The following is a 21914-nucleotide window of genomic DNA, read 5'->3' as shown; positions in this document are numbered from 1 at the left end:
GACATGATAGACATCGATATTCTCGCCGATCTGCTTGGGCGATCCGTGCTTGGCAATGACCGTCCGGGCGCCCTCTCCCGCCCGAACTGTCGAATGTGACGTTCGTCCTCCTTTCAACGGTACCAGACAAGTCAATTCGCCATGGCTGTGCATGTCGCGCGGCAGGAGTTCTATCTATGAAGAAGCAAGTTATCGAATATGCAGGCGTTCCCGTCGGGATCGTCATTCCCGACGAAGACCGGCTGAAGTTCATCGCCGTGAAATTCCATGTCCACGACCTCGACGAGCAGCGTTTTCGCTCGCCCGATGAGGTGCGGCTGGCCATCCACGATCTGATGACCCGCCGTCATCCGAAGCCGCTTCATGCCTGACGGGCATGCGGCCGCTGCCGACTTTCGCAGCTTTTCCTGATGCGACCGGTCCTGCCATAGGGGCCGGTCTTGTTTTTTGAGGGCAATTGCAGTCCTATCGGCGGCCTTTCGCATAAGGATCCGCCCTTGCCCGATCTTCTCAACCTCATCACCGATATCGAAGGTGTTGCCGTCGGCCACGCGACTGATCTCGTGCTCGGCTCCGGTGTCACGGTCATCGTCTTCGACGAGCCGGCCGTCGCATCCGGCACCGTGCTCGGCGGGGCGCCGGGCGGGCGCGACACGAGCCTGCTCGACCCGTCGATGACCGTCAACGCCGTCGATGCCTTCGTGCTTTCCGGCGGCTCGGCCTTCGGGCTCGACGCCGCGGGCGGCGTGCAGGCGGGATTGCGCGAACGCGGCCGTGGCTTTGCGGTCGGGCCGGTGCGCATACCAATCGTGCCGCAGGCGATCCTGATGGACCTCTTGAATGGCGGCGACAAGGATTGGGGGCTGCACTCACCCTATCGCGACATGGGCTATGCGGCCTTGCAGGCCGCCGCCAAGGGCGCATTCGCGCTCGGCACCGCAGGCGCCGGCACCGGGGCGACGACAGCCACCGTCAAGGGCGGGATCGGCTCGGCCAGCGCCGTCAGCAGCGCCGGGTATCACGTCGCGGCGATCGTTGCCGTCAATGCGCTCGGCTCCGCAACGATCGGCGACGGGCCGCATTTCTGGGCGGCGCCCTTCGAGCAGGATGGTGAATTCGGCGGGCTCGGCATGCCTGCGGCGGCCGACCACCGGATGCGACTCAAGGGGATGAACACGCCGGCGACGACGATCGGCGCTGTCGTGACCGACGCGCAGCTGACGAAGGCCGAGGCGCACCGGCTTTCGCTGGCCGGCCATGACGGCTTTGCCCGGGCGCTGCTGCCGGCGCATCTGCCGCTTGACGGCGACACCGTCTTTGCCGCTTCGACGGCCAAGCACCGAAGGGACGACATGGCGAGCCTGATGGAGCTTTGCCACCTCGCCACCATCGTCATGGCCCGGGCGATCGCCCGCGGCGTTTACGAGGCGACGGCCCTTCCGGCCGAGGGTGCGCAAAAAGCATGGCGCGACCGCTATCCGAACGGCTAAAGCGTCTCGCATGAAACGTCATTCATACGAGGCGCTTCAGGTCTTTGTTTTATGCGTGTCGTTATCCGGGACCCGCTGCACACTTCCGGGCGACATGCAGTCATGATTGAATAGGGTCGCAACCCGAATATGCCGAATGGCGGAGAGACGTGAATGCAGATCCGGGCGCTGATGTATTTCGACGAGCTGGTCAGGACCAATTCCATGCGCCAGGCGGCCGAGAACCTCAATGTCGCGCCGACGGCAATCAGCCGGCAGATCGAGAACCTCGAATATCATTTCGGCGCGCCGCTCGTCGAACGCAGCGCCCGCGGCGTCAAACTGACGGCGGCCGGCGAGCTGCTCGCCGCCCGCGCCGGCCGCACATTGCGCGAACTCGATCACGTGCAGCAGCTGATCGAAGACCTGAAGGGCCTGCAGCGCGGCCGCGTCAGCATCTATGCCAATGGTGCGACCGTCGCCAATCTCTTGGCTCCGGCACTGGCCGAATTCAGCCTGAAATACCCGCAGCTGCGTTTCAGCGTGACGATCACCAGCGCGCGGCAGGCGGTCGATGCCGTCAACAGCGCCGAGGCGGATATCGCGGTGACGCTGTTTGCGCCCGTCATGTCAGGCACCAAGGTGCGGCTGCGCTCCGAGATCGCCTATGATCTCATCGCCACGCCGCAGCATCCGGCCGCCGCCCATGCCGAAATCCCTATCCGGAAACTCGCCGACTACCCATTGGCGCTGCCGGATCAATCCTTCGGCTTCCGCCAGGCCTTCGACGCGCTGTTCGAGAAGGAGGGGCTGAGCCTTGATCCGGTCTTCATCACCAGTTCGCTTGAAATGCTGAAGGAACTCGTGCTCAGCGGGGCGGCCGCGACGCTGCTGCCGGCGCTGACCGTCAGCCGCGAAATCGAGGCGGGCCAGCTGCTTGCCATTCCGCTCGCCGGCAAGACCGGTATCCGCACCCATGTCGATCTCTGCGTCGCACCCGACCGGCAGCTGTCCTTCGCGGCGGCCAAGCTGCTCGACTTCATCGAGAGGTTCATGCGCGAGCGCACGAACCGCCGGACCGGGACAAAAGCCTGACGCTTCCGGCTTGCATTGGCCACGGATTTGCGGTGTAGCTTTTTCGGCTACACTGAGCACGCAAAATCGCTATTGTGTGTGCACTGTCGCAATGACATTCTCATCGCAAGGGCCTTCGATGCGGCCGGACAGGGACATGATGACCAAGCTTTCGTTTGCGCCTTCAGCACGCTTCATCAGACAGCTTTCTCTCGGTGCCGTGCTTTCGGCCGGCGTCGTGATGACGGCGATGACGCCGGCGGAAGCGGCCAAGGCCACCCTCAATCTCGGCATGAGCGTCGAGCCCACGGGCCTCGATCCGACGATCGCCGCGCCGGTGGCGATCGGCCAGGTCACCTGGCAGAACGTGTTCGAGGGGCTGGTGACGATCGACCAGTCCGGCAAGGTCCAGCCGCAGCTGGCGAAGAGCTGGGAGATTTCACCTGATGGCCTGACCTATACGTTCAAGCTGCAGACCGGCGTCAAATTCCATGACGGCGAAGCCTTCGATGCCGCCGCCGCCAAATTTTCGCTCGACCGCGCCCGCGGCGCAGATTCGGTCAATCCGCAAAAGCGCTTCTTTGCCTCGATCACCTCGATCGATACGCCCGATGCCGGAACGCTGGTGCTGCATCTCTCGGCACCGACCGGCAGCCTGATCTACTGGCTCGGCTGGCCTGCCTCGGTCATGGTGGCGCCCAAGACGGCAGCCGACGACAAGGTGACGCCGGTCGGCACCGGCCCCTTCAAATTCGCCGGCTGGGCGAAAGGCGACAAGGTGGACCTCACCAGAAACGCCGATTACTGGAACAAGGATGCGGCCGCCAGGCTCGACAAGGTGACTTTCCGCTTCATCGCCGATCCGCAGGCGCAGGCCGCAGCGCTGAAATCCGGCGACCTCGATGCCTTTCCGGAATTTGCAGCACCCGAGCTGATGAGTTCTTTCGACGGCGATACCAGGCTCGTCACCCGGATCGGCAACACCGAACTGAAGGTCGTCGCCGGCATGAACAATGCCCGGAAGCCGTTCGACGACAAACGCGTGCGCCAGGCGCTGATGATGGCGATCGACCGCAAGACGGTGATCGACGGTGCATGGTCCGGCCTCGGCACGCCGATCGGCAGCCATTACACGCCGAACGATCCCGGCTATCAGGATATGACCGGCGTGCTTCCCTATGACGCCGAGAAGGCGAAAGCGCTGCTTGCCGAAGCCGGCTATCCCAACGGCTTCACCTTCACGATCAAATCGCCGCAGATGGCCTATGCACCGCGCAGCGCCGAGGTGATGCAGGCGATGTTTGCCGAGATCGGCGTGACGATGAATATCGAGCCCACCGAATTTCCGGCGAAATGGGTCCAGGACATCATGAAGGACCGCAACTTCGACATGACCATCGTCGCCCATGCCGAGCCGCTCGACATCGACATCTACGGGCGCGATCCCTATTATTTCAACTACAAGAACCCAGTCTTCAACGCGCTGATGAAGAAGGTTCAGGAGACGACCGATCCCGCCGCGCAGAACGCGATCTACGGCGAAGCGCAGAAGATCCTCGCCGAGGACGTGCCAGCGCTCTACCTCTTCGTCATGCCGAAACTCGGTGTCTGGGACAGGAAACTGAAGGGGCTGTGGGAGAACGAGCCGATCCCGTCGAATGTGCTGTCGGGGGTTTCCTGGGAGGAGTGAGGCATCGTTGAATGCGTGAGGCTCGGAGATGAACGGAGGGAAACTGGACAGGAATGAGGGTGGGTGGGGTGACTGTCGCATCAGCTCGAAAGCCTGGCGACGAGGCCATCCCTTAAAAGCCACCCCGGCAGCGTGGCCCGCATGATCGCACTCTTCGCCCGCCGCTTCGCCGGCCTCCTCGTCACGCTCCTTATCGTCTCGCTGCTGATCTTCGCCGTTATGGACCTCCTGCCCGGCGACCCCGCTTCGATCATGCTCGGCACCTCGGCAAGCCCGGAGACCTTGGCGGCGCTGCGCCACGATCTCGGCCTCGACCAGCCGCTCATCCTGCGTTACGGACAATGGCTGGCCGGTGTGATCTCCGGTGATCTCGGCAATTCCTATACCTATGGCGTGCCGGTCGCCGGATTGATCGTCGAGCGGCTGGCGGTGACGCTGCCGCTGGCGCTGATGGCGATCGTGCTCTCGGTGGGGATTGCCTTGCCGCTCGGCGTGCTGGCCGCCTCGCGCCGCGGCGGTATCTTCGACATCGCCGCAACGGTGTTTTCGCAGATCAGCATCGCCGTGCCCGCCTTCTGGGTGGCGCTGTTGTTGATCATCCTGTTTTCGACCATGCTCGGGCTGATGCCGGCCGGCGGCTTCCCGGGCTGGGGCGCCGGTCTGATGCCGGCGTTACAGGCGCTTGTCATGCCGGCCGTCGCGCTTGCGATGCCGCAGGCGGGCGTGCTGACACGGGTGGCGCGTTCGGCTGTGCTCGAAACGATGCATGAGGATTTTGCCCGTACCGCTGTCGCCAAGGGGCTTTCACGTCGTGCAGTGTTGTGGCGGCATGTCGTGCCGAATGCGCTGATCCCGATCCTGACGATGATCGGGCTGCAATTCACCTTTCTCGTCGCCGGCGCGGTGCTGGTGGAAAATGTCTTCAACCTGCCGGGCCTCGGGCGGCTGGCGCTTCAGGCACTCTCCCAGCGCGATGTCATCGTCATGCAGGATGTCGTGCTGTTCTTCGCGGGCCTGGTGATCGTGGTGAATTTCCTCGTCGATCTCTCCTATCTGGCGATCGACCCCAGGATGAGAAAGGCGGCCTGACGCATGACCTCCGTCGTTTCCCCCGCCACTGCCAGCCGCCGAAGCTTCAAACTTAGCCGGCGAATAAACCTGGTGTCCGGAGCGATGATTATCGGCTTGCTGGTCGCGGTGGCCCTGCTGTCGCTCGTCTGGACGCCGGTGGCTCCTGCAAAGATGCAGATCGTTCACAAGCTGCAGCCGCCGCTTGCCTTCGGGCTGCTCGGCACCGATCAGTTCGGCCGCGACGTGCTGTCGATGCTGATGGCGGGATGCTGGAACTCTCTCTCGATCGCCATTACCGCGGTTGCGGTCGGCGGGACGCTCGGCTCAATCGCCGGCATTTCGGCGGCGGCGATCCGAGGTCCTTTCGAAGCGCTGCTGATGCGCCTCTGCGATGTCGTCTTCGCGCTGCCGCCGATCCTGTCGGCAATGGTGCTCGGCGCCTTTCTCGGGCCGGGGCGGTTCACCGCGATCACCGCAATCGCCGTCTTCATGATCCCGGTCTTTGCCCGGGTGACGCTTGCGACCTCGCTGCAGGCCTGGAGCCGCGACTATGTGCTCGCCGCGCGGGCGATCGGCAATACACGCCTGACCATTTCGCTGCGCCATGTGCTGCCGAATATCATCAGCCAGATCATCGTACATGGTGCGATCCAGCTGGGGCTTGCCATCCTCACCGAAGCGGGTCTCAGCTTCCTCGGGCTCGGCATGGCGCCGCCAGCGCCGACATGGGGCCGGATGCTTGCCGATGCGCAGACCTATCTGGCGCTCGCTCCCTGGCTGGCGATCCTGCCCGGCCTTGCCATTGCGCTCACCGTCTTCGGTTTCAACATGCTCGGCGATGGCTTGCGGGATCTTCTCGACCCGCGCGAGGCGAGCCGCTGATATCCTCCCAAGATGCCCGAAAGACGATGCGATGACCGAAACCGACCTTACCATCCGCGAACTCCGGCAGCACTTTAACGACAAAAGCCTCTCCCCGCTCGAATATTGGCTTGCCCTCGAAGACCATATCGCCGCCTGGGAGCCTTCGATTTCCGCACTCTATCTCTATGATCCGGAAGCGGCGCGCGCGCAGGCGAAGGCTTCGACGGCGCGCTGGGCGAAAGGACGACCGCTCGGCGCGCTTGACGGCATTCCGGCGACGCTGAAGGAACTGATCGCCACGAAGGGCCAGCCGGTACCGCTCGGCACCCAGGCGACGGAGCTGAAGCCCGCGGAGGCCGATGCGCCGGCCGCCGCCCGGCTGCGGGAGGATGGTGCGGTGATCTTCGCCAAGACCACCTGCCCCGATTACGGCATGCTCTCCTCCGGCCTTTCGAGCTTTCATCCGCTCAGCCGCAACCCCTGGGACATTTCGCAGAATCCCGGCGGATCGAGCGCCGGGGCTTCTGCTGCGGCGGCGGCCGGCTACGGACCGCTGCATATCGGCACCGATATCGGCGGGTCGGTGCGGCTTCCGGCCGGCTGGACCGGCATCTTCGGCTTCAAACCGAGCCATGGGCGCATTCCGGCCGATCCCTATTATGTCGGGCGCTGCGTCGGGCCGATGACGCGCACGGTCGAGGATGCGGCCTTCTCGATGGCGACGCTGTCACGGCCGGACTGGCGCGACGGCACCAGCCTGCCACCAAACGATTTCAACTGGATGGATCTCGACATCGACGTAGCGGGCATGAGGATCGGGCTGATGCTCGATACCGGCTGCGGGCTTGCCGTGGAAGACGAGATCAGGGTGGCGGTCGAAGCGGCGGCAAAACATTTCGAGAAGGCCGGCGCGACCATCCTATCCGTGCAGCCGGTGCTGACCCGCGCGATGCTGGATGGGCTCGACAATTTCTGGCGCGCCCGTCTCTGGGGCGAGATTGCCGACCTGGACGACAACAGGTGCGACAGTATCCTGCCCTATATCAGGGATTGGGCGAAGGGCGGTGCCGGTATCAGCGGCGCCGATGCGGTCAAAGGCTTCAACCAGACGATAGAGATGCGCAGGAGCTGCGGGCAATTGTTCACCCAGGTCGACGCCCTGCTGTCGCCGACCAATCCGATCGTCTCCTATCCCGCCGAATGGGCGTCGCCGACCAACGATCCGACCCTGCCCTTCGAGCATATCGGTTTCACCGTGCCGTGGAACATGTCGGAGCAGCCAGCGGCCTCGATCAATTGCGGCTTCTCCCGGTCGGGCATGCCGATCGGGCTGCAGATCGTCGGGCCGCGTTTTGACGACATGCTGGTTCTGAGACTGTCGAAAGCCTTCGAGGGCTGGACCGGCGGGGTAAGATCCCGGCCGCGGCCGCCAATCACTTGAATGGACGGCGATAGCCGGTCGGCTGCTCATAGAGCCGGCCGATGCGCTTGACGGCGGCCTCGAAATTCTCGCGCGCCACCGTCATGCTGTAGCCGTTGGCGTGGAGAATGGTTTGGGGATCTTCGAAAATGGCGACATGGCCTTTCCAGAACACCAGATCGCCGCGGCGGATTTCGGCGCGGTCGATCGGCTCGCCCAGTCCGGCCGCCTGCATGTCGGTGTCACGCGGCGCCGGCCTGCCGGTCATCAGCATCGCCAGCTGGACGAGGCCGGAGCAATCGATGCCAAGGCCGGAGCGGCCGCCCCAGAGATAGGGCGTCTCCAGAAAACGGGCGGCGATCGCAACATAATCGGCACCCTCGAGAGCGCCGATCGGCTGCACGTGGCTGGCGAAGATCGCCGTGCCGTTCGTCAGCACGACGTAGTGATTGCCGCGCACTTCCGCCTCGCCGGCGACGTGAATGCGGCTTCCCATCGACAGCACGTCCTGGTGCGGTTTACGCAGTTCCGGCTCCGGATAGAGGAAGCTGCGTGGCACGGTGACGATATGGGTCGGCGCCGGCAGGCCTTGCGAAAGCGCTTCTGTGGGGAGATAGCCGACATAGTCGTCCGAGGCGGCCTTCACCCAGCACCAGCCGTTGGCGCGATCGAAAACCGTCACGTCTTCGCCGAGAAGCAGTTCGGTATCGATGCCGCGCGCAAGATCCGGTTCAGGGCGCAAGGCCGCGACCGGAACGGCAATGCGGGCCGGGGCGCCTTGCACGAAGCGCGACGCCTCCACCTTGCCTTCGAGCCCCGCTTCCGCGAGATCCGGCCTATAGGCGTGCAGACGGCGGTCGAGCATCGTCATTTCGCATTTCCTTTCACATCGCCCGTTAGATCGGTAGGCGGCGTCCCTGATCACGAACGAGATCGCCGAGCTTTTCCAGATAGAGCGCACCGCCGACCGTGCGCTTGATAATGACGTTGCGCCGGTCGGCATCGTCGCGCACGCGGTCGACCAGGCCCATCTCGCCCATCGTATCCAACGCCCGTGTAATAACCGGCTTGGTGACGTCAAGGGTCGCAGCAAGCCCGCGCACCGTATGCGGCGGCGGCACCAGGTAGATATGCAGCAGGATCGCCATCTGGCGCAACGTCAAATCGCGGTCATCGTGGCGGACCTGATCGAGCGCCACGCCATGCCAGAGCCCCAGCGCCTGCGAGGCGGTCAGTTCGATCGGCACGGCCCCTCCGGAAAATCGTTACGCTAGCGTTTCATTTTCCGGCAGTTGCCATGCACATGCAAGGGGCGCTGGAAATTGCCGCCCGGCAAGGTGAATAAAATTTTAACGATCGGCACCGGCGAGCATGGCACGAATCCCATCATGCCATGCGCCTCGGCGCTGGTTTTGCGTCTGGCTCAGCGCACGCTCTCGCGGATGTGGTGAAAGAGCGCGCGGATCGCCTGTGCTTCGCCGCCGCCCGGCGAATGCGGCCGTTCGGATTGAGCCCAGCCGTAAATGTCGAAATGCGCCCAGCTCTTCGCCTTGCTGACGAAACGCTTGAGGAAGAGGGCGGCGGTGATCGCTCCCGCCATGCCGCCGGCCGGCGCGTTGGTGAGGTCGGCGAACTTGGTGCGGATATCCTTTTCGTAGCCGGAATAGAGCGGCAGGCGCCAGATCGGGTCGTCGGTCTCCAGGCTCGCTTCGGTCAGGTCATGCGCCAGATTGGCGTCATCGGTGAAGAAGGGCGGCAGATCCGGACCCAGAGCAACGCGGGCAGCACCGGTCAGCGTCGCCATGTCGATGAGGAGTTCAGGCTCTTCCTCGTCGGCATAGGCAAGCGCATCGGCAAGGATCAGACGGCCTTCGGCGTCGGTATTGTCGATCTGGACGGTCAGGCCTTTGCGGCTGCGGTAGATGTCGCCGGGGCGGAAGGCGTTGGACGAGATGGCGTTTTCGACGACCGGCACGATGACGCGCAGGTCGACCTTCAGCTTGGCGTCCATGATCATCAGGGCAAGCCCCATAACATTGGCAGCACCACCCATGTCCTTCTTCATCAGCAGCATCGAGGCGGCGGGCTTGATGTCGAGGCCGCCAGTATCGAAGCAGACCCCCTTGCCGACGAGCGTCACCTTGCGATGACCCTTCTTGCCCCAGCGCAGCTCGAGAAGGCGCGGCGCATCGGCGCTGGCGCGGCCGACGGTATGAACCAGCGGGAAGTTCTGCTTGAGCAGGTCGTCGCCAGATATAACCGACATCTCCGCCTTGTAATGGGCGGCCAGGCCACGGAAAACGGCCTCGAGCTGGTCCGGCCCCATGTCGTTCGTCGGCGTGTTGATCAGGTCGCGGGCGAGAAAGACGCCGGCGAGCTGGCGCTTGATGTCGGCGCTGTCGGCATCACGGGGAATCATCAGCGTCGCCGCCGGCGATTTTTCGGATTTGTAGCGGTCGAAACGATAGCTGCCGAGCCCGAAGCCAAGGGCCAGGCGATTTGCCGTCAGCGGTGCCGTCTCGATGTGCCAGTCGCCGGCGGGCAGCGCACGGGCGAGCCTGCCGGTGATGTAAGGCTGCTCGGACGGATTGGTGCCGAGGCCAAAAAGCGCGCCGCCGAGATGGCCGTCGGCCGTCGGGATCAGCAGCAGCGATCCGCTTTCGGCCCTGTAGTCCGCCTTGCGCGCCCAGTCGAGCGCGATCGGATCGATCGTGCCGGTCTCGATATGGGCAGGGGTGACGGCAAAGATCGGCAGCGTCGAACCGCCCTTCGTGTTGAAAGGGGTCGGTCTCTCGATAAATTGATAGGGGGCCATGATCGTCCTTCGGCGGTCGTCAGGAATCGTTCCTTAACGGTCTGTTAGGGTTAACAGACTATTGCTGGAGCGAAGATTGCGTCAAACCTTTCCTGTTCCGCGTTCGAGGTCAGGCGCCGATTTCGGAATCCAGGAACGCATCATGCCTGCCTCGCTCACAACCACACTCACCAATCGTATCCTGCAGGGCGCTGCGGCATCGCTGATCGTCCTTGCGCTTGCCGGCTGCTCGACGACGACCAAGGACCGGATGACGACAGGCTCGGTGCCGAAGCTCACCAAGCCGGTCGAAGAGATGGACGCGACCGAGCTGCGCTCGGCGACCGACCGCCTCGGTCAGGCTTACGAAAAGAACCCGCGCGATCCGGTCACCGGCGTCAACTATGCCAATCTGCTGCGCATGAACGGCCGTGATGCGCAGGCGCTCGCCGTCATGCAGCAGGTGGCGATCAGCAATCCCGCCGACCGCAATGTGCTGGCCGCCTACGGCAAGGCGCAGGCGGCAGCCGGCCAATTCCAGCAGGCGCTCGACACGATCGGCCGCGCCCAGACGCCGGACCGTCCGGACTGGAGGCTGATCTCGGCCGAGGGCGCGATCCTCGACCAGATGGGCCGGGCGAGCGATGCCCGGCAACGTTATCGCGATGCGCTCGACATCCAGCCGAACGAGCCGTCGATCCTTTCGAACCTCGGCATGTCCTACGTTCTGACCGGCGATCTGCGCACCGCCGAAACCTATCTGCGCTCAGCCGCCAGCCAACCCACCGCCGACAGCCGCGTCAGGCAGAACCTTGCGCTCGTCGTCGGCCTGCAGGGACGTTTCCCGGAGGCCGAGCAGATCGCCCGGCGCGAACTTTCGCCGCAACAGGCCGATGCCAATGTCGCCTATCTCCGCGGCATGCTCTCGCAGCAGAATTCGTGGCAGAAGCTCGCCGCCAAGGACAAGACGCCGGGTGCCGCGGACGGCAGCAATACCAACTGACAATCGCCTTAGCGGGCGCTCAGGCCGGACAGTATAAGACGAAGTCCGAGACCGCCCATGACGGCACCGGCGGCCCGGTCTATCCAACTTTTCGCCGCGAGATAGAGCCGCCGCGGATGGCGGGCCGAAAAGGCGAATGCCACGATCGAATACCACCCAGCTTCCACCGCAAAGACGCCGAGCGGCAGCGCAATCATCAGATCAAGCGGTACCGTCCTGGGCAGAAGCGCGGCAAAGAGGCTGGCATAGACGATGATGGTCTTCGGGTTGCTCAGTTGGGTCAGCAGCGCGGTCGTGAAGCTCAGCCTCGGCGCACGGCGGCTATGGACGGCGTCGGAAACCTCGAGCGGCTGCGCAGCACCTTTCCAGATGTTGACGGCGATATAGATGAGATAGGCGCCGCCTGCGACTTTCAGCAGCACATAGAGCCATTCGAACTGTGACAGCAGCGCCGTCAGACCGGCGAGCGCCAGCACGGCAAAAACCACACCGCCGGCGCCCATGCCAAGCGCGGCCGCAAGACCGTCCAGCCGCGACCGCGAAATGGCAATCCTCGAGACGACGACGAAGCTCGGGCCGGGGCTCATGGCCCCGACGGCCAGGGCCGCCATGATGCTGATGAAAACGCCTGTAGAAGACATCGCGGAACCCCCGTTTGAGATCGAAGGTTACGGCATAATTGCTTAGACCGGAATCGATTTAACGGCGTCAGGCATCAGAACTTGTCCGACACCTGGATGCCGGCCGGACCGAGAATGACGGCGATCAGCACCGGCAGGAAGAACAGGATCATCGGCACTGTCAGTTTCGGCGGCAGGGCGGCCGCCTTCTTTTCCGCTTCGTTCATGCGTTCGTCGCGTCCTTCCTGGGCGAGAACGCGCAGCGCCTGGGCGACCGGTGTGCCGTAGCGATCGGCCTGGATCAGCGCCTGGGTCACCGAGCGGACCAGCTCGATCTGGGTGCGCGTCGCAAGATTTTCGAGCGCCACGCGGCGATCCGGCAGGAAGGAGAGTTCGGCCGTGGTCAGCACCATTTCTTCGGCGAGCGCCGGCGACTGCTCGCCGAGTTCTTCCGACACACGGCGCATCGCAGCCTCGATCGAGATGCCGGATTCGACGCAGATCAGCATCAGGTCCAGCGCATCCGGCCAGGCGCGCTTGATCGAGTACTGGCGTTTGCCCATGCGGTTCGAGATATAGATGTTCGGCGCGTAGAAACCGAGATAACCGACGCCGATGATGGCGAAGAGGCGGATCGGCATGCCCCTTTCGGCGAGATTGCCGAGGCCGAAGACCCAGAAGGCGGCAAGCGCCAGGAACAGGAAAGGCAGCAGGAAACGCGCGACGAGGAAGGTATTCAGCGCATTTTCCGAGCGCAAACCGGCGGCGCGCAGCTTGTTGACCGTATTGTCGTCGACCAGCGCCTTGCGCAGGTTGAAGCGCTCGACGATCTGGCGGACCGAACGGTTGTTCTGGCTCCGGAGCGAGGCCTTGCCGGCGCCGGGTTCGGTATTCATGCGGGCGCGTTCGCGCGCGCGGATCTGCTCGCGCTCGGTCGAAACGGCCTTCATCCGCTTGCTGAGATCGCCACGCTCGAAGAAGGGGACGGCAATCGTGTAAAAGGTGGCGAAGACGGCGATCGCGACGAGGAGCGCGATCAGCATGCTCGGATTGGTGAGAGTTGCGGCAAGGTCCTGCGACATGGTGCGTCCTTCCGGCTAGATGTCAAAATTGACCATGTTGCGCATGACGAAGATGCCGATCGACATCCAGATCCCCGAAATGCCCATGATGAGGTGGCCGCGCGGATCGGTAAAAAGGATCATCATGTAGTTCGGCGAGGTGAGATAGACGAGGGTCGCGACGATGAAGGGCAGAGCACCGATGATGACGGCCGACGCCTTGGCTTCCATGGAAAGTGCCTGGACCTTGGCCTTCATCTTCCTGCGCTCGCGCAGCACCTTGGAGAGGTTGCCGATCGCTTCGGAGAGATTGCCGCCGGCCTGCGACTGGATGGCGATGACGATGGCGAAGAAGTTGACTTCCTGAAGCGGCATATGGAGCGTCATGCGCCCGCAGGCGTCGGGAATGCTGAGCCCCACCTGCTGCGCCTCGATCACGCGGCGGAACTCGCTCTTGACCGGCTCGGTGCCCTCGGTGGCGATCAGACGGATCGCATCGTTGAGCGGCAGACCGGATTTGATCGAGCGGGTGATGACGTCGAGCGCATTGGGGAGTTCGTTGAGGAACTTGTTCTGGCGGCGCTTGATCAGGAAGCCGACGATCCAGCGCGGCAGGCCGAGACCGGCGACGACGGCGATGCCGATCATCACCATCGGGGATGCCCCGACGACAAAGGCCACGAGCAGCAGCACGCAGGCGAAGATGGCACTGATGAGATAGAATTTCGCCACCGTGATCGCCAGACCAGCCTGCACCAGCCTGGACTTCAGCGACAGGGTCTTCTTGGTCTTTTCGTGCTGGCGCTTTTCCAGATCCTTGAGATTGTCCTGCACCGATTTACGGCGCTTCGACAGCTCCTGCACCCGATCGCGCGCAGCCTTGACCTTGACCCGGTCGACTTCGGCCGATTTGACGCGGTTGATGCGGCTTGCCGATTTCTTGTCGGCCTCGATCCGGGAAAACAACAGGGCGTAGGCGACCGCCGCCGCGGAGACGGCGGCGAGGACGGTGATGGCCAGCACTATCGGATCGAACCCGAACATTTCGCCTATTCCTTCGTTTTCGCTTCCATCGCGTCGAGGGCGGCGGCAAGACGCTTTTCCTCGTTGAAGTAGCGGGCGCGATCCCAGAAATGCGGCTTGCCGATGCCGGTCGACATGTGCCGTCCGATCAGGCGGCCGCCCGCGTCCTCGCCCTCGATCTCGTAGCGCATCAGGTCCTGGGTGATGATGACGTCGCCTTCCATGCCGATCACCTCGGTGATCTGGGTGATACGGCGCGAACCGTCGCGAAGACGTGCGGCCTGAACGATCACATCAACCGAACTCGAAATAATCTCACGGACCGTCTTTGCCGGCAGGGTGAAACCGCCCATAGCGATCATCGATTCGATACGGCTCAGGCATTCACGCGGCGTGTTGGCGTGAATGGTGCCCATCGAGCCGTCGTGACCGGTGTTCATCGCCTGCAGCAAGTCGAAAACTTCAGGTCCGCGCACTTCGCCGACGATGATGCGCTCGGGACGCATACGCAGGCAGTTCTTGACGAGATCGCGCATGGTGATCTCGCCCTCGCCTTCGATATTCGGCGGGCGTGTTTCCAGACGCACGACATGCGGCTGCTGCAGCTGCAGTTCGGCGGTATCCTCGCAGGTGATGACGCGTTCATCCCTGTCGATATAGTTGGTGAGGCAGTTCAAAAGCGTCGTCTTGCCCGAGCCGGTGCCGCCTGAAATGACGACGTTGCAGCGCACCCGCCCGATGATCTGCAGCACGGTCGCGCCTTCCGGCGTGATCGCGCCGAAGCGGACGAGCTGATCGAGCGTCAGCTTGTCCTTCTTGAACTTGCGGATGGTGAGCGCCGGCCCGTCGATCGACAGCGGCGGTGCGATGACGTTGACACGCGAGCCATCAGGCAGGCGGGCGTCGCAGATCGGGCTCGATTCGTCGACGCGGCGGCCGACCTGGCTGACGATGCGCTGGCAGATCGAGAGAAGCTGCGCATTGTCGCGGAAGCGGATCTCCGATTCGATCGTTTTGCCGCCGACTTCGATGAAAGTCTGGCCGGCGCCGTTGACCATGATGTCGGCAATATCGTCGCGCGCCAGCAATGGCTCCAGCGGACCGTAGCCGAGAACGTCGTTGCAGATATCCTCGAGCAGCTCTTCCTGCTCGGAGATCGACATCGCAAAGTTCTTGATGGTGATGATGTCGTTGACGATGTCGCGGATTTCCTCGCGGGCGCTTTCGCCGTCGAGCTTGGAAAGCTGCGAGAGATCGATCGTATCGATCAGCGCGGAAAAGACCTGCGCCTTGGTGTCGTAATATTCATCGGTGCGAACAGGGCGCTTGCGCTGCGGCGTCTGCATCGGCGGCGGCGTCACCTGCTGTCGTGCAGGCTCGCGCGAGGGTTCGACCAGAATAGAGGGGGAAGAGGCCGCAGGGGCTGCGGCCGGAGCCGGCGGCGGGGGAGCAATCGCGCCTCCGACCTTTCCGGAACCTTCGTTTCCGCGTTTTCCAAACATGCCGCTTAATCCAATCTGCTCTATCTTTTTATTTTCAGGCAATTCTCGGCAAAAGCGCTTTGCGCTTTACCTGGCAGAACCGCTGCACAGTTTTGCTGGAATTGCTCATCGTCTACTTGCGCTTCAGGAGGCCCAGCAGGCCGCCCTTCTTCGCCTTCCTGATCGCGACACGGCCGGTGACGATGTGCGATATCTGCGAAAAAGTTTCCGCCGTCGGCGACTTCGGGTCGACTTCCGAAATCATCCGGCCACTATTGGCGGCATTGCCGAAAAGATTGATGTCGAAGGGAATGATGGCGATCGGATCGATCTCCAGCGGCTCGCAGAAATCCGACGGTGAAATCTCCGGGCGTTTCGGCATGCCGACCTGATTGAGGATGAGATGCGGCGGCTTGTCGTTCGGCCGCATCTTGCGCAGCGCGTCCAGCATGTTCTTGGCATTGCGCAGGTTGGCGAGATCGGGAACCGCTGTGATGACCACTTCGTCGACGCTTGATAGTACCGAGCGCGTCCATTCCGACCATGCATGCGGAACATCGAGCACGGTAACGGGCGCGCTGCGCTGCAGGACATCGAGCACCGGCTGGAAAGCCTGGCCGTCGAAATCGTAGGCACGATCGAGCAGCGAGGGGGCCGCAAGCAGGGAAAGATGCTCGGAGCATTTCGTCAGCAGACGGTCGAGAAAGACCTCATCGAGACGATCGGGCGCGAAGACCGCTTCGGCGATGCCCATGGCCGGATCCTGGTCGAAGTCGATATTCGCCGTGCCATAAGGCAGGTCGAGATCGGCCAGGATCGTCTCGGTGGAGAAGAGATTGGAAATGCCGAAGGCGCAATTATGGGCGATGGTCGAAGCGCCGGTGCCGCCCTTCGAGCCGATGAAGGCGACACTGCGCCCGAGCGGCTCGGCTTCCGGATCGACGAAGATCGATGCCATCGACGCCAGGATATCGGGCATGGCGACAGGCTGGACCATATATTCGGAGATGCCGTTGCGGATGAGCTCGCGATAAAGCCCGATATCGTTGTAGTAACCGATAATGACGACCTTGGTGCTGGGATCGCAGACCGCGGCGAGCGGCGCAAGTTCGCCAAGGAGGTTTGCCGCATTCGCCTTGGTCTCGAGGATGATGAGGTTCGGCGTCGGGGCGCCGGAAAACATATTGGCGGCAGCGGCGATGCCGCCGCTGGTGATGCGCATGCTGACCTTGGCCACGCGCCGGTCGTTGGCGCAGCGTTCCATGATATGCTGCAGCGCCTCGCTCTCGCAGAAGGCATGCACCGAGATGCGCGGCAGCGGCCGCATATTTTCCAGATCCGCCATGCGCACCGCCTCTTCGGCGTGGCGAAGCTCGCTGGGATTCTTGATTTCGTATTCGATCGCGCTCATCGTCCCGTTCCGCCTCAGAAGCTGCTGTCGCTGCCGGCGACATCTTCGATCGTCGACGTCGTCGTCCGGTATTCCTGGATCGCGTTATTGCGCCGCTGCGCGTCGATCGGGGTCATGCCGCGGGGTGCCACCAGATCCTCGGGATTGGCGACCTGAGCGGCAAGGTTGTTCTGCGAGGCGCAGCCGAAATTATAGTAATTCTGGTTGGTGAGATCGCTCGAAATGTCTTTCGGCCACTGACCGCATTGCGTGGTGATTGCGGTGGTGCCGGTAAAGCTCAACCGGATCGGCGCCGCGTCGCCGGGCCCGGCCGCGGCATAGGAGGTGTAGATGATTTTCGAGCTTGCTATCCCCCTCGAAGCCAACTCGGCACGGACCTGATTGCGCAGTTGATAGGCTGCCGCCGAATTCGGCGAGCCTTGCGGCGACAGCACGTAAACCGGGCCCGAGGCGCGCGCGGTGTAGTTTGCGGCAAAACCGCGGATGAGGTCACGCTGAGCGCTGGTCAGGCGGCGATCGGTGGAAGCGACTGGTATATCCACCGTCTGCTCGGCCTCCGTCACGATGATCGGGTGGCGGGCGCGGTAATCATCGGGAATACCGCCTGTTGTCAGCTGGTCGTGCGGGCCGGCGCATCCGGAAAGGATCGCCGCCGAAATGGCGGCTGCGGATAGAAGCACCTTCGAGATTCCGAGGCGGGGTGTCGTCGATTTCATATGGGCCATCGCCTGATCTCTGTTCTCGTCCATTGCTGCCGATCCTGCCCCGCTCATTTGTAGATGAACCCGATCGAGCCGTGGAACTGCGCATCGGCGACCGGCGCCTCGCGGCGGCCGTAGACCTTGTTGACACGGTTGAGGAAGAAGGTTGCGCCGTCGTTCTCGGGGCTGAAATTATCGTCCGGCCGGTTGAGCTGATTGCGCGCCACCGGGCGTACCAGATACGGAGTGGCGATGATGACGAGCTCGGTTTCCTGACGCTCGAAACCCTTCTGGCGGAACAGCGTCCCGAGCAGCGGGATCTTCGAGACGCCGGGCGTGCCGCCCATCGTCTGGGACACATTATCGCGGATCAGGCCGGCGAGCGCGATCGAACCGCCGGAGGGCAGTTCCACCGAAGTCTCCGCCGAACGGCGCTGATAGGTGGCGTTGCCGCTACCGGCCACCGGTTCGGAGACATTGGTCTTGATCTGCAGGCTGATGCGTCCCGATGACAGCACGACAGGCTTGAAGGCGAGGTTGATGCCGTAGTTGAACGGCGTGACGGTGACGTTGCCGTCGCTGTCGGTCGTCGAATAAAGCTGTTGGCCGCCGGAATTGAAGGTCGCTGCCTGCCCCGATATCGCCGTCAGCGTCGGCTCGGCGAGCGTCTTGACAACCTTGGCCTGCTCTAGTGCGTTGAGATAGGTGGAGATGTCGTATTTGCCGATCGTGCTCTTGAAGAGCGCCGCCAGGCCGCCGCCAACCGTCGATGTGGCGCTGTCGGCACTGGGGCTGCCGAGCTGGGCGACCGTCATACCGGAAGAATTGGAAACGAGATTGTCGAAGCCGAGCTGCTTCAGCACCTCGCGGCGCACCTCGGCGATCGTCACCTTGAGGGTGACCTGGTCCTCACCCTCGATCTGCAGGAGATTGACGACCTGTGAGGCCTGGCGGCCTTCGGCAAAGAGCGCCACCGAGCTGTCACCGCCGGTGCCGGATGCCGTCTCGGTTCTGGTCGTCGCCTCGCCACCCTTCAGGAAGACCTGCGCCAGATCGGCCGCCTGCGTGGCGTCCTGCGGCGTGCGCACCGTGCCGGTCAACACGATGTTGTCGGAGACGATTTCGACGTTGATGTTGGAGTCTGGAATGAAACGGCGGAGATTGACTTCGAGGCCGGAGACGTCGCGCTCGATCTCGATGTCGAGATTGACGATCTCCTGTCCGCCGGCGCCGAAGACAAAGATATTCGTCTGGCCGACCTTCTTGCCGAACAGATAGATGCGCCGCGAGGTGCGGGTCACGGCATCGGCCATGGTCGGATCGGATACGAGGATATCATGCGCATCCTCCGGCAAATCGACGACGACGGCCTTGTTCAGCCCGAGCTTCAGCCGGCGGTGGGCATCGCGGCCGGTCTGAGAGATGCGGATCAGGTTCTCGGAATCGGCACGCGCCTCGCCTGCCGCGAGAAACGGCGCGAATGAGGCCGGCGCCGTTCCGGAGACGCCGACTGCCAGCGAAAGGCAGCCTGTCAGGAGAAGCCGGGTGCGCCGCGTTGAATTGCCCATTTGCACGTCCTCTTACTCCGCCTTCGGCGCTGCGCTGGCATCCGTAACGATGGCGCCCGATTTTATGACCTGGATGATGGCACTGCCGTTGTCGCCGCTCAGCAGATAATCGGCGGCGCTGGTATCCTGTTCCTGCGCATCGGCGACCGAGCGCAGCGCCAGGGACAGCCGGTCCGCCATCTGCTGGGCAACGGCGAGAACCTTCGTCTGGTCAGGCGTGAGCTCGAGAGTGGCGGTGGTGCCGACTACGGCCTTCGAGCCGTCGTCCTTTTCCTGGATCTGCTGGTCGATGGCGAGGACGCGGACATTGCTGAGCACGGTTTCGGTGATAAGCTTGTCGGCTTCGGTGCCCTTGCGGACCATGATGACATCGACGCGGTCGTTCGGCAGGATGAAACCACCGGCACCAGTTGCAACCGATATCTCGGTCGCCACGGCGCGCTTGCCGGCCGGCAACAGCGAGGACAGGATGCGGCTGTTGGAATCGGCGATCTTTTCCGGCCGGATCGGTTCGCCTTCGAAAATCGGCAGACGCACGACGGCGCCCTGCAGATCCTTGATCGCATCCGGCTTGTCAGTTTCGGTGATGAGGCCCGGGACGACGCCGCCCTGCGGCCAGGCCATCCAATGCACCGACTGCTCGTCCAGCCTTGCGCCGACCGCCAGATTGCCGGTGGAGACGAGGACGTTGACCGTCGGTTCCTTCTCGATGACCGACTGAACCTGGGTGACGACACCGCCGCTGCCTGCCATTTGCATCGCCAGCAGGCCGGCAAGGCCGGCGGCCGCCACGGCGACAGCGAGAATTATAAGGCGGGCCGGTTTCATCGATCATTCCTCAGGGCACGATATGTTCGCCCCGCAGAATGCTCAGCAAATGGTATAATTATGGTTAATGGAACGCTTAGATTTTAAGTTAACGGGCATTTAAAATGCCGTTATTTCAGGCTTTCCAACGCGGCGATGAACAGCGGCGAGGAGGGGAAGGCCATGAAGCCGCCGATCGCGATCGCGATGCCGTAGGGGATCTTCTTGGCGAGCAGGACCGAGTTCGGCACCGGCAGGCCGATGGCCAGGATGGTATTGGACTGTGTTCTCACCAGCAGGATGAGCAGTGTGATGAGACCGCCGATCGCGGCGACATCGGTCATCAGGAAAAGTAGCGATTCATTCAGACCGAACCAGAGCGCGGTGGCGCTCAACAGCTTGGCGTCGCCGCCGCCCATCACATTGAAGGCAAAAAGCGCGAAGCAGGCACAGAAGACGATGGCGGCGGCGGCGAAATGCATGCCGATCATCTCCCAGCCCAGGCCGGAGAGCGGTGCGAGGAGAAAGAAGGTGGCGACGAGGATCAGGGAAATGCGATTCGGGATCGTCATGGTGAACAGATCAGAGAAAGCCGCCATGGCGAGGCAGAGTGGCAGTATCAGGAAGACTGCAGCTGCGATCATCGATATTCCCGATCATAACGAGATGCGAAAAGGCTCACGGCCGTTCAGCCTGTGAGCCCGCTCGAATAGCTCGGCCGGAGGACATCCGGCCGGCATATGCCAATGCCGTCAGGCAGCAGCTATTAGCCGCCGCTCGCGGTGACCGAGGTGTCCATCTTAGTGCTCAGGCCGTTAAACGTGTTGCCGATCTTGCCGCCAAGGCTCGTTGCACCGGTGATGAGCGCTACGGAAATGAGGGCGGCGATCAGGCCGTATTCGATTGCGGTCGCGCCGGATTCGTCCTTCAGAAAGCGGCTAAAAAGCTTGGTCATGGTAACTCCTAACTCCAGTTGATGTTCAGCACGTCCGCCAACTGTTGCCGTTGATCGGATGACTGCAACCTAGCGAATGGCCGTTTCCATCGACTTAAGGAAAAGAGTTAACGAGATGCGAACGAGACAAAGGGCCCTATACACAGTAAGTATTCCATTACCGACTCACCTCAATATTTAACAATACTTCCGAGATTACCGCTGGATTCATCCAGAAACGGGACAGGTGCCGCTTCAACCGAGCCCGAGCCCGCCGCGCGCCGCACCAAATCGGATCATCGCGCCTCATAGCGGAACAAAAGGGATGGCTTAAGGCTTCGTTCACCATTTTTTTCCATTCTATGCGGATATTGCGCTGTGATCGTGAAAGAGGACCAAATGTCATCGAGCGGCAAAACCATTTTCTTTGCCGGCATGATCGCCGTTTTCGGTATTTCGGGAGTTTCCGCGGCCGCAGACGATGACATGCTGCGCGTCTATATGGATCACGCGCGCGTATTGAAGCTCGACCGCGCGGTCAGCAAGGTCATCGTCGGCAATGCCAAGGTCGCGGACGCGACCGTCGCCGACGCCAAGACCATCGTGCTGACCGGACGCAGCTTCGGCACCACCAATCTGGTGCTGCTCGACGCCGATGGCAATGCAATCCTCGACGAGCGTATTCTGGTGTCGATCGATGAGGGCAATACGGTGCGCGTCTACCGGCAGACCGAACGCTCCGTGCTGTCCTGCACGCCGAACTGCGAGCAGCATGCACAGCAGGCGACCACCGGCACCACCTCGCCCTGATCGGCTTACCGCACGTTCTCCGGCCATTCGTTAAAATCGTCGCATCAGATTGAAACGGAAAATCAACGAACGGACCCTAGTGTGACGGACACAGAATGTCGCTCGGGTCCAGG

The 21914-nt window shown here is 62.8% G+C and carries 22 protein-coding genes; 9 read left to right on the top strand and 13 right to left on the bottom strand.

Going from position 1 to position 21914, the window contains the following annotated elements; translation table 11 throughout:
* Window positions 1-176: 176 nt before the first annotated feature.
* The 7 genes from RHEC894_RS01260 to RHEC894_RS01230 all read left to right on the top strand — a co-directional run bounded on the left by RHEC894_RS01260 (window position 177) and on the right by RHEC894_RS01230 (window position 7609).
* Window positions 177-371 carry a hypothetical protein gene (locus RHEC894_RS01260; protein WP_008525170.1) on the top strand — a complete coding sequence of 65 codons (195 nt, stop codon included), beginning with the start codon at window positions 177-179 and terminating at the stop codon, window positions 369-371.
* Between the two features lie 126 nt (window positions 372-497).
* Entirely contained in the window at window positions 498-1490 is a 993-nt protein-coding gene (locus RHEC894_RS01255; protein ID WP_085738810.1) for a P1 family peptidase, read from the top strand.
* 153 nt (window positions 1491-1643) lie between these two features.
* Complete coding sequence (locus tag RHEC894_RS01250; RefSeq protein ID WP_085735665.1) at window positions 1644-2564, top strand: LysR family transcriptional regulator; 921 nt, start codon at window positions 1644-1646, stop codon at window positions 2562-2564.
* Between the two features lie 139 nt (window positions 2565-2703).
* Window positions 2704-4233, top strand: coding sequence for an ABC transporter substrate-binding protein (locus tag RHEC894_RS01245; RefSeq protein ID WP_206427911.1), 1530 nt, complete (start codon window positions 2704-2706; stop codon window positions 4231-4233).
* Between the two features lie 141 nt (window positions 4234-4374).
* On the top strand, window positions 4375-5322 hold the full coding sequence (locus RHEC894_RS01240; RefSeq protein WP_085735663.1) for an ABC transporter permease: 948 nt from the start codon (window positions 4375-4377) through the stop codon (window positions 5320-5322).
* A 3-nt stretch (window positions 5323-5325) separates the two neighbouring features.
* Complete coding sequence (locus tag RHEC894_RS01235; RefSeq protein WP_085735661.1) at window positions 5326-6186, top strand: ABC transporter permease; 861 nt, start codon at window positions 5326-5328, stop codon at window positions 6184-6186.
* A 31-nt stretch (window positions 6187-6217) separates the two neighbouring features.
* On the top strand, window positions 6218-7609 hold the full coding sequence (locus RHEC894_RS01230; protein WP_085735659.1) for an amidase: 1392 nt from the start codon (window positions 6218-6220) through the stop codon (window positions 7607-7609).
* On the opposite strand, the gene RHEC894_RS01225 is transcribed toward RHEC894_RS01230, so the two are convergent.
* The 3 genes from RHEC894_RS01225 to RHEC894_RS01215 all read right to left on the bottom strand — a co-directional run bounded on the left by RHEC894_RS01225 (window position 7602) and on the right by RHEC894_RS01215 (window position 10403).
* The gene (locus RHEC894_RS01225; protein WP_085735657.1) at window positions 7602-8459 is read right to left on the bottom strand and encodes an NlpC/P60 family protein; all 858 of its coding nucleotides are present in this window, start codon (window positions 8457-8459) and stop codon (window positions 7602-7604) included. The genes RHEC894_RS01230 and RHEC894_RS01225 overlap by 8 nt on opposite strands.
* A gap of 25 nt (window positions 8460-8484) precedes the next feature.
* Complete coding sequence (locus RHEC894_RS01220; RefSeq protein ID WP_010067789.1) at window positions 8485-8835, bottom strand: MarR family winged helix-turn-helix transcriptional regulator; 351 nt, start codon at window positions 8833-8835, stop codon at window positions 8485-8487.
* Between the two features lie 176 nt (window positions 8836-9011).
* Window positions 9012-10403 carry a M17 family metallopeptidase gene (locus RHEC894_RS01215; RefSeq protein WP_085735655.1) on the bottom strand — a complete coding sequence of 464 codons (1392 nt, stop codon included), beginning with the start codon at window positions 10401-10403 and terminating at the stop codon, window positions 9012-9014.
* Between the two features lie 142 nt (window positions 10404-10545).
* Here RHEC894_RS01215 and RHEC894_RS01210 point away from each other — a divergent pair, with 142 nt between their 5' ends.
* A complete protein-coding gene (locus RHEC894_RS01210; RefSeq protein ID WP_085738808.1) occupies window positions 10546-11385 on the top strand; it encodes a tetratricopeptide repeat protein in 840 nt (279 codons plus the stop codon).
* 8 nt (window positions 11386-11393) lie between these two features.
* Here RHEC894_RS01210 and RHEC894_RS01205 read toward each other — a convergent pair whose 3' ends face one another.
* From RHEC894_RS01205 to RHEC894_RS01160, 10 genes are all read right to left on the bottom strand, one after another.
* Window positions 11394-12026, bottom strand: a complete 633-nt coding sequence (locus RHEC894_RS01205) for a LysE family translocator (protein WP_085735653.1) — start codon at window positions 12024-12026, stop codon at window positions 11394-11396.
* Window positions 12027-12100: 74 nt separating this feature from the next.
* Window positions 12101-13087: a type II secretion system F family protein gene (locus RHEC894_RS01200; RefSeq protein ID WP_085735652.1), complete on the bottom strand. Its 987-nt coding sequence runs from the start codon at window positions 13085-13087 to the stop codon at window positions 12101-12103.
* A gap of 15 nt (window positions 13088-13102) precedes the next feature.
* On the bottom strand, window positions 13103-14110 hold the full coding sequence (locus tag RHEC894_RS01195) for a type II secretion system F family protein (protein WP_085735650.1): 1008 nt from the start codon (window positions 14108-14110) through the stop codon (window positions 13103-13105).
* Window positions 14111-14115: 5 nt separating this feature from the next.
* Window positions 14116-15591 (bottom strand): CpaF family protein, encoded by a 1476-nt coding sequence (locus RHEC894_RS01190; RefSeq protein WP_085735648.1) that lies wholly within the window; start codon window positions 15589-15591, stop codon window positions 14116-14118.
* A gap of 112 nt (window positions 15592-15703) precedes the next feature.
* A complete protein-coding gene (locus RHEC894_RS01185; protein ID WP_085735646.1) occupies window positions 15704-16981 on the bottom strand; it encodes a CpaE family protein in 1278 nt (425 codons plus the stop codon).
* A 14-nt stretch (window positions 16982-16995) separates the two neighbouring features.
* Entirely contained in the window at window positions 16996-17754 is a 759-nt protein-coding gene (locus RHEC894_RS01180; protein WP_085735644.1) for a CpaD family pilus assembly protein, read from the bottom strand.
* Window positions 17751-19250, bottom strand: a complete 1500-nt coding sequence (locus RHEC894_RS01175; RefSeq protein WP_085735642.1) for a type II and III secretion system protein family protein — start codon at window positions 19248-19250, stop codon at window positions 17751-17753. Before RHEC894_RS01175 ends, RHEC894_RS01180 begins: the two co-directional genes overlap by 4 nt.
* A gap of 12 nt (window positions 19251-19262) precedes the next feature.
* Complete coding sequence (gene cpaB / locus RHEC894_RS01170) at window positions 19263-20078, bottom strand: Flp pilus assembly protein CpaB (protein WP_085735640.1); 816 nt, start codon at window positions 20076-20078, stop codon at window positions 19263-19265.
* 110 nt (window positions 20079-20188) lie between these two features.
* Window positions 20189-20701: a prepilin peptidase gene (locus tag RHEC894_RS01165; protein ID WP_085735638.1), complete on the bottom strand. Its 513-nt coding sequence runs from the start codon at window positions 20699-20701 to the stop codon at window positions 20189-20191.
* A 122-nt stretch (window positions 20702-20823) separates the two neighbouring features.
* Entirely contained in the window at window positions 20824-21012 is a 189-nt protein-coding gene (locus tag RHEC894_RS01160) for a Flp family type IVb pilin (protein ID WP_010067423.1), read from the bottom strand.
* Window positions 21013-21390: 378 nt separating this feature from the next.
* On the opposite strand from RHEC894_RS01160, the gene RHEC894_RS01155 reads away from it, so the two are divergent.
* Window positions 21391-21801 carry a pilus assembly protein N-terminal domain-containing protein gene (locus tag RHEC894_RS01155; RefSeq protein ID WP_085735635.1) on the top strand — a complete coding sequence of 137 codons (411 nt, stop codon included), beginning with the start codon at window positions 21391-21393 and terminating at the stop codon, window positions 21799-21801.
* Window positions 21802-21914 lie beyond the last annotated feature (113 nt).

The sequence above is a fragment of the Rhizobium sp. CIAT894 genome, assembly GCF_000172795.2.
Classification (GTDB): Bacteria; Pseudomonadota; Alphaproteobacteria; order Rhizobiales; family Rhizobiaceae; genus Rhizobium.
This window is presented reverse-complemented; position numbering and strand designations above follow the sequence as displayed.

Coding starts and splice junctions, on each gene's coding strand:
- RHEC894_RS01260 (WP_008525170.1), top strand. CDS start 177: ATGAAGAAGCAAGTTATCGAATATGCAGGCGTTCCCGTCGGGATCGTC.
- RHEC894_RS01250 (WP_085735665.1), top strand. CDS start 1,644: ATGCAGATCCGGGCGCTGATGTATTTCGACGAGCTGGTCAGGACCAAT.
- RHEC894_RS01245 (WP_206427911.1), top strand. CDS start 2,704: ATGACCAAGCTTTCGTTTGCGCCTTCAGCACGCTTCATCAGACAGCTT.
- RHEC894_RS01240 (WP_085735663.1), top strand. CDS start 4,375: ATGATCGCACTCTTCGCCCGCCGCTTCGCCGGCCTCCTCGTCACGCTC.
- RHEC894_RS01235 (WP_085735661.1), top strand. CDS start 5,326: ATGACCTCCGTCGTTTCCCCCGCCACTGCCAGCCGCCGAAGCTTCAAA.
- RHEC894_RS01230 (WP_085735659.1), top strand. CDS start 6,218: ATGACCGAAACCGACCTTACCATCCGCGAACTCCGGCAGCACTTTAAC.
- RHEC894_RS01225 (WP_085735657.1), bottom strand. CDS start 8,459: ATGACGATGCTCGACCGCCGTCTGCACGCCTATAGGCCGGATCTCGCG.
- RHEC894_RS01215 (WP_085735655.1), bottom strand. CDS start 10,403: ATGGCCCCCTATCAATTTATCGAGAGACCGACCCCTTTCAACACGAAG.
- RHEC894_RS01210 (WP_085738808.1), top strand. CDS start 10,546: ATGCCTGCCTCGCTCACAACCACACTCACCAATCGTATCCTGCAGGGC.
- RHEC894_RS01205 (WP_085735653.1), bottom strand. CDS start 12,026: ATGTCTTCTACAGGCGTTTTCATCAGCATCATGGCGGCCCTGGCCGTC.
- RHEC894_RS01200 (WP_085735652.1), bottom strand. CDS start 13,087: ATGTCGCAGGACCTTGCCGCAACTCTCACCAATCCGAGCATGCTGATC.
- RHEC894_RS01195 (WP_085735650.1), bottom strand. CDS start 14,110: ATGTTCGGGTTCGATCCGATAGTGCTGGCCATCACCGTCCTCGCCGCC.
- RHEC894_RS01190 (WP_085735648.1), bottom strand. CDS start 15,591: ATGTTTGGAAAACGCGGAAACGAAGGTTCCGGAAAGGTCGGAGGCGCG.
- RHEC894_RS01185 (WP_085735646.1), bottom strand. CDS start 16,981: ATGAGCGCGATCGAATACGAAATCAAGAATCCCAGCGAGCTTCGCCAC.
- RHEC894_RS01180 (WP_085735644.1), bottom strand. CDS start 17,754: ATGAGCGGGGCAGGATCGGCAGCAATGGACGAGAACAGAGATCAGGCG.
- RHEC894_RS01175 (WP_085735642.1), bottom strand. CDS start 19,250: ATGGGCAATTCAACGCGGCGCACCCGGCTTCTCCTGACAGGCTGCCTT.
- cpaB (WP_085735640.1), bottom strand. CDS start 20,078: ATGAAACCGGCCCGCCTTATAATTCTCGCTGTCGCCGTGGCGGCCGCC.
- RHEC894_RS01165 (WP_085735638.1), bottom strand. CDS start 20,701: ATGATCGCAGCTGCAGTCTTCCTGATACTGCCACTCTGCCTCGCCATG.
- RHEC894_RS01160 (WP_010067423.1), bottom strand. CDS start 21,012: ATGACCAAGCTTTTTAGCCGCTTTCTGAAGGACGAATCCGGCGCGACC.
- RHEC894_RS01155 (WP_085735635.1), top strand. CDS start 21,391: ATGTCATCGAGCGGCAAAACCATTTTCTTTGCCGGCATGATCGCCGTT.